A 12817-nucleotide genomic window follows, 5' to 3' on the forward strand; every position below is an offset into this window, starting at 1 on the left:
GCGATATTTTAATGCTATCTATTAGTGGCCATAAACTTTAGTTTAACGATTTTAACATGATATTCGTGGGCTAGTTTTTAGCATAACTTTTAACTAAATAATCAATAAATGCTCTAATTCGTGCCGTTAAATGACGATTTGGCGGATAAACGGCATGTAAGCCTATGGTTGACGCTTCATTTTCTTCAAACAGAACGTTGAGTTGACCATTTTCTATATAGTGTTGCACTGTATATAACGGGCAGCGACCTATTCCCATACCGCTCACCGCCATATGTGCAACGGCTCGCGGCGAGTTTGCACGAAAGTTTCCGCTGACACGAAAGTTTTTCAATTGCTTGTCTATTAGGAATGACCATTGTTCAGGCTCTGTCATTGCCGATCGTGTTAAACAATTATGAGTGACTATAGCGTTAGGGTGTTTGGGCTCACCATGTTTTGCTAAATATTCAGGTGACGCCACCACAACAACTCGCATATTTAATAGCTTTCTCGCGATTAATGACGAATCTTTTAGCTCACCAAAGCGTATCGCTAAATCAAAACCACCATCAATAATAGGAACTAGCTGATCTGAAAGAAATAAATCAATGTATACCTCAGGGTGCGCTTGTTGAAAACCTTTTACTACCTCAACAAGTTCTTTGCCACCAAAACCTGTTGGTGCTGTAATTCTTATTGGGCCCGCTAACTTTGATTGTCGCGTTTGAACTAAGCCTTCGAGTTCATCAAATTGATCTAATAACGGAATACATCGCTCAACGTATGCTCGGCCAATCTCTGTTAATGTCACGCTGCGTGTTGTTCGGTTAAATAATTGCGCTCCTAAACGTTCTTCCAGCTGTTGTACATATTTACTGATCAATTTAGTGCTTATTCCAAGCTGTTTTGCACCTTTAGTGAATGAATTTTGTGAAGCCACAGCGACAAATGCATTCATACATTTAATAGTATCCATAATGTTATTTCTCTATGAGCTCTTTCTTTAAGGTTTTTATTTATTATCTTTATATTGTACATAAAGATTCCATAATTGTGGTTATTGTCTCTTCCTTGTGGTCGTACTATATTTTTATCCGAACACAAAACAACCTAATTTTTTGAGGATAAAACCATGTCAAACGCAATCCGTATCTACAGCTTCCCGTTATCAGGTCATGCACATCGTGTTGAATTATTCGCTAGTTTAGCGGGGATCGCTCATGAGGTGATTAACGTTAAGCTTGCTGAAGGTGAACATAAACAACCCGCCTATTTGGCCATTAACCCTGATGGGCAAGTGCCGGCAATTCAAGACGATGAAACCGTTGTAACGGATTCAAATGCAATACTTGTTTATTTAGCGCGTAAATATGCTCCTTCTTTCTTACCTAAACACCCGGCCCAAGAAGCCGAAGTTCAAAAATATTTAACGATGGCTGCCGGTGAGCTAGCTTTTGGCCCTGCAGCGGCACGTTTAATTAATGTGTTTAATGCGCCGCTTGATGCTGAGTTCGCCAGAGCAACGGCAACAAAAGTATTAACTAAACTTAATAAGCACTTAGAAAATAAAAATTTTCTTGTCGGTGAAAAACCGAGTATCGCTGATATTGCGATATACAGCTACACAGCTCATGCGCCTGAAGGAGGAGTATCGCTAGCCGAATTTCCAAATGTAAGGCGTTTATTGTCGAATATTGAGGGCCTAGCTCGCTTTAAACCTATGCCTGTCACAAAAGTGGGCTTAATTGCTTAATGCCGATATTGCTTGCTTATAAAGTTTATTTGTACACCATGCTATATAAGCGAGCTAATTTTCTATAGTAAAAAATACTTAAATATTGAAGAGTTACGAGGTGTAAGATGAATAGCCAAGATCATAATCAGCGGGTAAATGTGCCTTCACCTTTTCATGCAGGTGAGCAGGAGTTGCAATCTCGAACAGGAAAGCGCGATGCTATGGAAAAGTTTGGACAACGGGCCATTCGTGCTTTTATGCCCGACCAACACCGAGAATTTTTTGCGCAATTACCATTTATGGTTATTGGTAGTGTTGATAAAGATGGCTGGCCTTGGGCTTCAATTTTACCTGGTCGCCCGGGCTTTATTTCATCACCCACAGCCAAAAGGTTAGATATAAAAAATCAAGCCATTAGTGGTGATCCGCTGGCTAAAAATATTAAGCGTGATGATGCGCCACTTGGTTTACTTGGTATTGAATTACATACGCGCAGAAGAAACCGTTTAAACGGTCGTGTAATTCAAACGAACAGTACAGAATTCTCCGTTGCCGTTGATCAGTCATTTGGTAATTGCCCGCAATATATACAGCATCGCAGTGTTGATTTTATTCGAGAACCCAACCAATCTAGTAAATTAAGTAAAACGATGGCTTTCAGCACCATTTCTTCAAAAGTAGCAGGCATTATACGCAATGCTGATACTTTTTTTGTTTCGAGCTTTGTACAAAGTAAAAATCGACCAGACATTGAAGGCGTTGATGTTTCTCATCGTGGCGGTAAGCCAGGGTTTGTCAAAGTTGACGGTAATACGTTAACCATTCCTGATTATTCGGGGAATTACCATTTTAATACATTAGGCAATTTTTTACTTAACCCTAAAGCAGGGCTTATTTTTACTGATTTCACCTCTGGCGATGTCTATATGCTAACGGGTACTGTAGAAATTATTTGGGAGCTAGATAAAGAGCTATCAATATTTAAAGGGGCAGAGCGTGCTTGGAAGTTTACCCTCGATCACGGCTTAGTATTATACGACGGTTTACCTTTTAGGAGTACATTAGGTGACTTTTCTCCCAATTCATTGCTAACCGGGAACTGGGCTGAAACTAAGGCATTAATTGAAGCTGAAAAATTAAAAGAAACTTGGCGCCCATTCAAGGTTGCTAAAATAGCAGATGAAAGCGAAAACATTCGCTCTTTTTATTTTGAAGCCAACGACAATCTTGCCGTACCAACGTTTGAAGCCGGGCAATTTATTACTCTGAAAGTTGTACCTGAAAAGGTATCTGAAGAAACACCGAAGGAGATTATGCGCACATATACCGTATCTTCAGCGCCCAATGAAAACTACTACCGTATTTCTGTTAAAAAAGAACGTCAAGGTAAAGTGTCGAAATACCTTCATGAGTTAATCAAAGTTGGCGATGTTATTGAGCTAAAAACACCTCGAGGTGAATTTTTTATTGACCCTTCAAAAGAAAGACCAGCAGTATTGATTGCTGGTGGCGTCGGTATCACTCCGATGATTTCTATGGCACAACATATTCATAATGAAAACATAAGGCGCCGTCACTTAAGGCCAATGTTTATTCTTCATAGCGCCAAAACGACCAAGCAACGAGCTTTTTCTAAACAATTGAATGAGTTACAACGAAGTAGTAAAAGTAAAATTAAATACTATTCATTCATAACTTCGCCGGCTCATGAAGAAAAATCGGGGGTTGATTTTAATAGCGATAGTCGAATTTCGATACAAGCATTACAGCAAATATTGCCGCTGGATGATTACGACTTCTACTTATGCGGACCTGCAGCTTTCATGCAAGATATGTATAATAAATTGCATGATTTAGGAATATCTGAGCATCGAATTTTCGCTGAATCATTCGGCCCCGCTTCAATAACTCGCTATTCACATACTCTTCATTCCAAAAAGGCGGAGCAGGAAGAAGCAGAAGAAACATTAATAACGTTTGCTAAGTCAGGCTTAGAGCAACGCTGGCAGAAGAGTGACGGTACATTACTTGAAACGGCTGAAGCCCATGGTGTATTACCTGAGTTTGGTTGTCGAACCGGTGCCTGTGGTACATGTAAAGTTAAGCTCAATAAGGGAAAAGTTGCTTATAGAATGAAACCAACGGCAGAACATACTGGTGAGGAAGCATTGATTTGTTGTGCTGTGCCTGCAAAAGGTACGGAGACATTAATTCTTGATTTGTAGTTAATTTGCTATGGGCGCTGAATGCGCCTCGACAGTAATGCTGAACGAACTCATGAGCCTTTTAAGTGTTCGTTTGTTGTGCGGTAAAGTTGGTTTAATGATTATAATTCATCTTATTTTGAATGTTATTGGTCTGAATTTCGATACTATTTTCATATTAGTAAGTTAAGATATGTAAATCGACAAGACATGTAAGTCATATAGTAAACAATGCTTTATCAATTTAATGAATTTGAATTTAACAGTGAAAGCTTATTACTTAGCCAAAACGGCGATGCGTTGGCACTTCGTCATACTGAAGCGAAAGTTCTCGCAATTTTACTTGAGTACTCTGACACGGTTTTAAATAAGGACGAAATTTTGAACCGTGTTTGGAAAAATAAAGTCGTATCAGAACAAGTCGTTTTTCAAAATATTAGTAACTTAAGAAACCTGTTTGGTAATCAAGCGATTAAAACCTTTCCTAAACGTGGTTATCAATGGCAGCTTGCTACAAAAACAGTCTTTGTTGATAAGATCAATGCTCAAAGTAATCAACAGCTTCCAGTACAGCAACCCCTTCAGCAACCGGCAAGTTTTACAACGGTTATACGAAATAGACGTTTTAGACTGTTTACAGCAATAATTTTAGTTACCCTAATTATATTTAGCGTGATGTTTTGGCAGAGCCAGCCCCTCAAAGGAAGTATTAGCGTCCCGATAAAGTTAGCTTATATACCCATGCTTGAGTTTGAAGGGGAAACTCATCATAAACATCTTATATTGCATGACAGTAAAGAGATTGATTTCACTGAATTAAAGCAGGTCGATTTACAGACTTTTGAAAACATGCAGGAAGTTTTATACCCTGAATTATCAAAAAAGCATCCATTAATACTAACTGGAAAACTTCGTGATTATAAGCAGCAGATTTATATAGATTTTAAGATCACGGGGCCCATTTCTAGTTGGCAGGGGCAATTATCGGGTTCAACAACACAAGATGTTACCGCAAAACTGCGACAACATTTAAAGCAGCGAGTTATTTACGATTTAATCAACATGCCTCAACCACCTGAAGTTAAGCAGGCTAAGTTGTCAATTGCTCACCAAGCGTCACCAGATGATTTAATTGTTTTGAGAAAATTGAGTATTAGCTACTATAAAACTGATGAGCTTGAAAAATCGATGGCGATGGCAGACAAGCTTTTTACGCTTGCCCAATCTAAGAATGATTCACAACACATGGGAAGAGCATTACTTTATCAAAGTAAAATTTTAACAAAGAAAAAGCTTTATGAATTAAGTGCTGAAAAGTTAACCTTAGCGATTAATCTACTTGAAAAAATAAATGATTTAACACATTTAGCAGATGCTTGGTATGCACGCTCTTGGTTAGACAACCAACAAAACAATTACCCTGCGATAAAGTCTAGTTTATTAAAATCAGCGCAATACGCCTTTTATGCGAATAACAAGCAAGGTGAAATAGATGCCATTATTTACCTAGCTGTGTTGGCACATGCACACAATAAGGACGAAGATAAATATTTCTATTTGCAACAAGCTGAAAAAAAGATAACTCAATACCAGTTGCCTACATATCACTTTGCTAGGATATTTTATCGGTATGCACTATTTTCTGATACATTCTCAGAGAAAGAGCCGCACTTAAAGCAAGCGATTAAACTTACAGCATCAATTCCTGAAAATTGGGTTGCACAATATAGTCGAAGGGATTTAATACAGTATTATATTGCGCAAAATAGACTAACAGACGCACAAGCTTTAATCGATAATGATGAAGTGGAAAATTATAACAACACTTACCTCAAAACTTTATTAGCACAAGCTAAGCAACAGCGAAGTGAAACGATTCATCATGCGCAACGTACTTTCGAATTAGCCCAGCTCGCTGGTAATCGTACATTAAGTTTAGATGTTGCTTTACTGTTGTGTGATCAAGAAGTGAATTGCGACTTTTATTCGCAATTCATTGATGACAATGCGACCGATCATTGGCGAAATACTAATAAATCAAAACTGCACTTACTTAGCCTTTAATTGGCTTTTAAGTTAGTTAATTTAAATGCTATAAGCTCTCTACTTTTAAACTATTATGTGAAGTTGTCTACATATTAGCGTCGTAAATTTTGTTTATAAGTTCGACAGATATATTACTATTATGATGATGACTAACAATCCTCTTGAACTTGAGTTGCTTTCGACGAATAAAGTCAATAAAAGTTTTAGTCGAATTGGGGACAATATTAGCAATTTCATTATCGAATGCGATACTCAGTAAATCAGCTTGATAAATAATATTGCTATTAAAAAAGTGAGCAAAGCTTTCTCGTTTAGAATGGCTACTCTCAAGTATATAAAACTGCACTCCATCAATGACTTGTCCATCTTTAATTTCTTTAAATTTATAATTGTTAATATCAGCAGAAAAGTCAGGGAAGGCTTTTATTGCTTCAATACTATAGGCGTCTGCATAAATGACCATGCCCAGTTTCGCATACACTGACAGTCCTTCTATATGATCACTGTGAGGGTGTGTAACGTAAATAGCAGTGACTTTCTTAGTAGGGAATTGCTTGTTTATGAGTTCGATGGTTTCTTTGGCTAACTTTACGTTAACTGCCGCGCCAAAAAGCGTTATCTCGTTATTATTCACTGTAAATAGGCTATTTCGCCGACCTGAGACACTGGTTATAAGGTAAAGGTTAGGAGCAACTTTTGATGATGTTAGTGTGCTATTACTTTTCGGAATTATCGGACCAAATTTTTGTGGAACTTTAAATTTTGACGCATCAATTTTGTCGATAATATGGAGTTGGTCAATACGGTGTATAAAGTTAGGTTTTTTAGCACCATTAAAATACTTAGCTATAGCGTGTGCAAATGTTATCCCGTTGCTGGTTTGATAGTCACTGTAAGTGAATGTTTTTTCTTGTTCTTTATTATGAATAGACACGAGTTGTAGCGGCATATTGGTAAAAGTATAGTCGATAACATTATTGCTCGAAAGGTTATGAGAAAGTGTAATTTCTTTACGTTCAATATTGCGAAAAAGTTTTACATTGGCCGTAATATTCGTTTCATTTAACAAAGGTTTTACCGCTAGAAAGTCGATGTTCGTGAATATATGGCCTTTGATTTCATCGAAAGTATCCATACTCTGCTTGATTATACGTTTACCTAGGTTTATACCATTCTTGTCGTAAAAAAGGCTTTCTTGAGCATTTTGAAATTGTACTCGATTAAATGTTCTCCCATCAGGAAAGTGATGTATATCATTCTCGAAAAAATGTTTTTTAGCCAAATCAATTTCAACCATTCTCAACGCTATGTATCTTTCTGGTAGTTTATAATCCCAAGTCTGATAAGAATCTACACTACCCAAATAATGATAATTGAGTGCAAATGCCTGGAGTTTTGGCGCGCTTTTGTAGTGAACTCTCAGTTTATTGATAAAGTCTTCAGCTTCCGTTGCCCAAGTTACATGAGTAAAAGGCAATGTTATAAAGATAATTATAAAATTGCGTAAATGGCTTTTTAAGTTAACTTTCATAGATATTTCCTTTGTTATAAGTAAGTGAGAGATTATGAAAAGTTAATTTAAAGGTCTTATCAAAAAGGTATTATTTGTAATGATAGATTTTTGATAGGTTTAAGACTTTGCTTTGTAAGGAATTAATGTTGATATTTAAATTGGTTTTAATTGCATTAAAGGTGTGCAAATAATGTTTAATATATTGATTACCTTTGAAGTGAATTTTTTATTGCTATTTAAAAAAGTTTACTTTTTAATATTTTAACCTTATAGTGCGTGGGTTATTTATTCCTTATCTAGTTTATCTAACCGATTATTTTAAATAATCATGTTTTGTCTTTCCCTTTCACAGTTAGTCATCACTTAATTTATTAAGCTTAAATTATTGTCTGAATTTTCGGGCCGTTTGCCCGCGAACGTTGTTAATTTTCATACTTGCATAACAAGAAATATAGAAGTTCTACATCACAATAATATAGCTTTTGTTGTTTAAGCCGCTAGGCGCAATTGCGTGCCGTGGCACATAAAGAGAGTTTTATTATGTCTTATACATATCAAGGTACGACGTATTCGATCGTATCACCGGTTCGTGCAGTTTCCGTAAATAAAAATGCTGTAGCAGTTACAGATAAATTAGGTAAAAAAATTATTCAATTTACCAATGTGACTGAGTCTAAATCATTCCTAGCTTGGATTTACCAAAGCTAGGGAGCTTCGCTCAATGGTATTTAGCGTTATCGGTTGAACAATACGCGTTTAAGTTTAGTTTTTACCGAACGCCAATGGGTGACTGGCTTAGTTGGCGCTAGTGCTATTAGGTGTTGCCATTCTTGTTCGCTAAGTTGCACTTTTGCGCCATGAGCTAATAACAATGACTTAGCATTAAGTGCTTTAACTTTTGCCAAAGACTGACGATAGCGATTTGGATAGAAAACTGGGTAAGGGGGAATAAACTTTCCTCTTACTTTCACCATTAAATCTGCAACATATATTTGTTCTGTTGGTAAATGTTGTAATGATAAATCGCGGTCGGTATGGCCTTGAGTGAAATGCGCCTGCCAGTCGGGAAAACCAGGCAAGTTTTGACAATCCGTTAGGTAATAATCTGGTGTTAAAGTGCTGGGGTAATAAATCAGTTGTTTTGGCTTTTTCATTTTACCTGCCACCCACCAAGTTAGCAGCATGTCGGTAATGTGCATAAGTTTTCCGTCTATGCCTGAGTACCATTGGCCCGCAACATTAGCTGTGGCAATTTTACAACCGTATTTTTTTCGAAGTGCTTGTGCTGCTCCAGCATGATCTGGGTGCATATGAGTGACGACAATTAATTCGAGTTCAGACATTGAACGCTGACGTTCGTTGCAGATAAAGTTTTCAATAATGCTAATGTCTGCGCGACAACAACCGTCGAGTAATAGAAATTTATCAGGATATTCAGCGAGCAGAATGGTTTCTATATATCCATCTATGTGATGCAGTTTATTCATAAAAAGGGCTGAGGCAAATTAAGTGTAATTAAGTTACCTCTTTATGGAATAGAACTCAACAGGTTAGACCAGTTATTGTGCCGTATCTGTCCCGTCAGCATTCCCAGTATTAAGCAGATTGGCTAACTGAGTTAATTGCAGACGCTGCACCTGATCAACAATTGGTGCTAGTTTGGTTAAGCCACCATTAACATAACCAGACACTTGATAATGAAAGGTAATTTTTGTGCGTTTGTCATCAATCGCATCAAACTTCCATGACATACCACCATTTAATCCCATCATTTGTAATGGTCCCAAACCGCCAATCATCTTAATTTCGTTATTTGGCTCAACATAAGAAATAGTCATGTGCATCGCTTGCTTGTCACCGTTAATTTCGCAAAAACAGCCGCCAACCACAGGTTCAAGAGAAAGTTTTTCAGAATTACCAAACCATGTATGGTCAGCATTCCACCATTGATCGACATTAATGAATTGTTGATAGGCCGTGGCTTTATCGACGTTTACTTCTCTTTCAATTTTTAATTGAAAACCATGGTTGTCGCTTCCGATCACTTGCGAAACGCTAATAAATGGCAAAAGTAAAAGTAGTAATAATAGGCGCATAAGAATTTCCCTTAGCAATTATGGTATTGCTGTAATGTTAGTGGCTAATGTAGCAGGGCACTAACGACAGAGCTAGTTAAAATAATATCGGCAGCAAAGATATCAAAAATATAAGGATTGGATATTGAATATACCAATTCGATTATAGTTTTTCCTATGCGTAGACCATACAATATTGCTCTTAACTGGCTGGATATTTGAGATCTTTTTGGACATTTGGATTTACTTCACCTTGCTCGCAGCATTGATGCAAGCTATTCGCACCGCGGGGCAAAAGCAATTAACAACGCATTTAAATGCGATGGCAACCACAGGTGTTAGATATATCTATGCCTTGCCGTTCGCGTGGTTATATTTATGGTGGATGCTTGATTACCGAGCATTGCCATTACCCCATTTAAATTCTCAATTTTTGCAATATGCACTTGTTGCATGTGTTATGCAAATTATCGGTACTGTCTGTTTAGTGGCCGCGTTTAAGTACCGAAATTTTGCTGTAGCGACGAGTTTAGCAAAAACCGAAGCCATTCAAGTGGCTGTGGTTGGGGCGTTATTATTCTCAGCCAGTATGTCTATTCTAGGTTGGATTTCAGTGATTATTGGCGTTGTCGGTGTATTACTTGTTTCGAAAGTGAAGTTTACTTTTAGTGATGTTTTTCAAAATCCCGGGGCAGGGTTTGGCTTAGCTTCGGGTTTAGGATTAGCGATCACAACTTTGCTGATCCGCCAATCAAGTTTAGCCTTAAATACTGATTTACTGTTAAGTGCAGCTATTACTTTAGTGTTTATGATCACTGTTCAATCATTAATGTCACTTATTTATATTTATTTTCAAGATAAGCAACAATTACTGACAATGTTCATTCAATGGCGTTTGTGTTTATTTGTCGGTATTACCAGTGTAATTGGCTCTATTGGTTGGTTTACCGCCGCCAGTTTACAAAATGCAGCATTTGTTAAAGCATTAGGGCAAGTAGAGTTTTTTATCACCTTGTTTATTACTTATCGCTTCTTCAAAGAAAAAATATCAGCAATTGAGTATGTAGGTATGTTTTTAATCATTGCCAGCGTTGTTATTTTATTACTTTGGACCTAGATACCCAGTATTAAATGGCAGTGGTGTGGTTATTGGTAATTTGTTAAACTCCCGAGCAAATATAGTTGTTATTTAAAATGCAGCTGAATAAAACCATTGATGGAAGATAAATGAAGATTACCGATAAAACTGTAGTTCAGTTTCACTATACCTTAAAAGATGAAGCAGGAGCTGAATTAGAAAACTCTTATTCTGGTGACCCACTTGCATATTTGCACGGTTATAAGAACATGTTGGTTGGTGTTGAGAACGCTTTGGCCGATAAAGAAACTGGTGATAAGTTTTCAGTAACATTACAACCTGAAGATGCCTACGGTGAGCGTCAAGATGATGCAATTCAACGTGTGCCGGTAAAACATTTACAAGGTTTACCTACACCTAGTGCTAAGTGGAAAAAGGGCATGACCGCAGTTGTTAATACTGATGCAGGTCAACGCCAGGTTACGGTTGTTAAAGCAGGTAAGTTTATGGTTACTGTTGATATAAACCCACCGCTAGCGGGTAAAGTTTTAACTTTTGATTTAGAAGTTGTTGATGTACGTGAAGCAACTGCTGAAGAAGTTGAACATGGCCATGCTCATGGTGTTGGCGGTCATCACCATTAAGTTGTATAGCAACATAACTTATTAAGCCGGCTATAAGCCGGTTTTTTTATTGTTGGAATATTTAAGTAGAGTTCAAACTAGTTTGCACAGTTATTGAGCTGAATAAATTCACCGTTTGTCGATTTCTCTTGCAACCTTTTTTGTCATACTGTTATTGTCTTTATTCTGCTTAAATAATAACAATAAGGCTTGGCAAATGAATACCTTAAAATCATCAATGACATCGGTTGCGCTATTGGTTAGTGCAGCACTATCGCAACCTGCGCTGGCAGATACTTCCGTTATTCATGCTGGGGAATTACTTGTTACTGCAGGTAAAGCGCCACTCAAACAACAAACGTTAGTGATCACTGATGGCAAAATATCAGCAATTAAGTCAGGTTTTGCTGCCGCAAGTGATTTTGCTGATGATGCGCAATTAATCGATTTATCATCAAGTTTTGTTATGCCCGGGCTAATGGATATGCATGTACATCTGCAAGGTGAACTGGGGCCTAAAAATGATAGTGAAACCGTTAACTTATCTGACGCAGATACTTTAATGAAAAGTGCCTATTTTGCTAAGAAAACCCTGATGGCAGGTTTTACCACAGTGCGAGACTTAGGCAGTAGTGCAGAGCAAATGTTTGCTTTACGCGATGGTATAAATCGCGGCTGGGTACTTGGGCCAAGAATTATTGCTGCGGGAACTAGTGTTGCTGTAACCGGCGGTCATGGTGATGTTGATGGTATGGCACCTGATTTAATGAAAATGAATACAGCTGAAACGGTATGTGATGGCCCTTATGATTGTCGCCGAGCGACACGTCATGCCATTAAATATGGTGCAGATGTCATTAAAATAACTTCAACAGGTGGTGTTTTGTCAGACACTGATACTGGCACCGGCCAACAAATGGCGGATGATGAAATCAAAGAGGTGGTTGATACCGCGCATGCATTAGGGCGAAAAGTAGCGAGCCATGCCCATGCCGCCGCCGGTATCAATGCGGCATTACGAGCTGGCGTTGATAGTATTGAACATGGTAGTTATGCCAATAAAGAAAGTATTAAACTGTTTAAAAAAGGTGGTGCTTATTTAGTACCTACCTTAATGGCAGGTGATACTGTGGTGAATTTAGCCAAAACCACCAATTTTATGTCACCTGAAATTAAAGCCAAGGCAATTCGGGTTGGCGGTGACATGATTGAAAATTTTAAACGCTCCTATAAGTCAGGCGTTAAAATAGCCTATGGTACTGACAGTGGTGTTTCAAAGCATGGTACTAATGCTAGGGAAGCGCAATTGATGTTTGAAGCAGGTATGACACCACAAGACATTCTTATCTCGGCGACTATTCATGGTGCTGACTTAATAGGAAAAAGCAAAACATTAGGCACTTTAGAAGTTGGTAAAATTGCTGATATTATTGCCACAGATGCAAGTCCGCTAAATGATATTAATGAACTACTTGATGTTGATTTTGTTATGAAGTCAGGACAAGTTGTTAAGCAACAATAGTATTTTTATCTTGCGACTGATAACAAGAAAAGGCTGTAA

Annotated in this window: 10 protein-coding genes; 6 read left to right on the forward strand and 4 right to left on the reverse strand. The window is 37.7% G+C overall.

Going from position 1 to position 12817, the window contains the following annotated elements; translation table 11 throughout:
* Nucleotides 1-70 precede the first annotated feature (70 nt).
* Nucleotides 71-958 carry a LysR family transcriptional regulator gene (locus AC27E9_RS11985; RefSeq protein WP_487130473.1) on the reverse strand — a complete coding sequence of 296 codons (888 nt, stop codon included), beginning with the start codon at nt 956-958 and terminating at the stop codon, nt 71-73.
* A 156-nt stretch (nt 959-1114) separates the two neighbouring features.
* Here AC27E9_RS11985 and AC27E9_RS11990 point away from each other — a divergent pair, with 156 nt between their 5' ends.
* From AC27E9_RS11990 to AC27E9_RS12000, 3 genes are all read left to right on the forward strand, one after another.
* Complete coding sequence (locus AC27E9_RS11990) at nt 1115-1735, forward strand: glutathione S-transferase family protein (RefSeq protein WP_487130475.1); 621 nt, start codon at nt 1115-1117, stop codon at nt 1733-1735.
* A 107-nt stretch (nt 1736-1842) separates the two neighbouring features.
* Entirely contained in the window at nt 1843-3942 is a 2100-nt protein-coding gene (locus AC27E9_RS11995; RefSeq protein WP_487130476.1) for an FAD-binding oxidoreductase, read from the forward strand.
* A 210-nt stretch (nt 3943-4152) separates the two neighbouring features.
* A complete protein-coding gene (locus AC27E9_RS12000) occupies nt 4153-5985 on the forward strand; it encodes a winged helix-turn-helix domain-containing protein (protein WP_487130478.1) in 1833 nt (610 codons plus the stop codon).
* A 67-nt stretch (nt 5986-6052) separates the two neighbouring features.
* On the opposite strand, the gene AC27E9_RS12005 is transcribed toward AC27E9_RS12000, so the two are convergent.
* The 3 genes from AC27E9_RS12005 to AC27E9_RS12015 all read right to left on the reverse strand — a co-directional run bounded on the left by AC27E9_RS12005 (nt 6053) and on the right by AC27E9_RS12015 (nt 9576).
* A complete protein-coding gene (locus tag AC27E9_RS12005; RefSeq protein WP_487130480.1) occupies nt 6053-7498 on the reverse strand; it encodes an MBL fold metallo-hydrolase in 1446 nt (481 codons plus the stop codon).
* A gap of 716 nt (nt 7499-8214) precedes the next feature.
* Entirely contained in the window at nt 8215-8967 is a 753-nt protein-coding gene (locus AC27E9_RS12010; protein WP_487130482.1) for an MBL fold metallo-hydrolase, read from the reverse strand.
* A gap of 72 nt (nt 8968-9039) precedes the next feature.
* Nucleotides 9040-9576: an SRPBCC domain-containing protein gene (locus AC27E9_RS12015; RefSeq protein ID WP_487130484.1), complete on the reverse strand. Its 537-nt coding sequence runs from the start codon at nt 9574-9576 to the stop codon at nt 9040-9042.
* Between the two features lie 208 nt (nt 9577-9784).
* Between AC27E9_RS12015 and AC27E9_RS12020 the strand changes: the two genes are divergently transcribed.
* The 3 genes from AC27E9_RS12020 (at nt 9785) to AC27E9_RS12030 (ending at nt 12778) form a co-directional block, all read left to right on the forward strand.
* Complete coding sequence (locus AC27E9_RS12020; RefSeq protein ID WP_487130486.1) at nt 9785-10672, forward strand: DMT family transporter; 888 nt, start codon at nt 9785-9787, stop codon at nt 10670-10672.
* Between the two features lie 110 nt (nt 10673-10782).
* The gene (locus tag AC27E9_RS12025; RefSeq protein ID WP_487130488.1) at nt 10783-11277 is read left to right on the forward strand and encodes an FKBP-type peptidyl-prolyl cis-trans isomerase; all 495 of its coding nucleotides are present in this window, start codon (nt 10783-10785) and stop codon (nt 11275-11277) included.
* A 217-nt stretch (nt 11278-11494) separates the two neighbouring features.
* Entirely contained in the window at nt 11495-12778 is a 1284-nt protein-coding gene (locus AC27E9_RS12030; RefSeq protein ID WP_487130747.1) for a metal-dependent hydrolase family protein, read from the forward strand.
* Nucleotides 12779-12817: the final 39 nt, after the last annotated feature.

Source organism: Colwellia meonggei, from assembly GCF_057537295.1.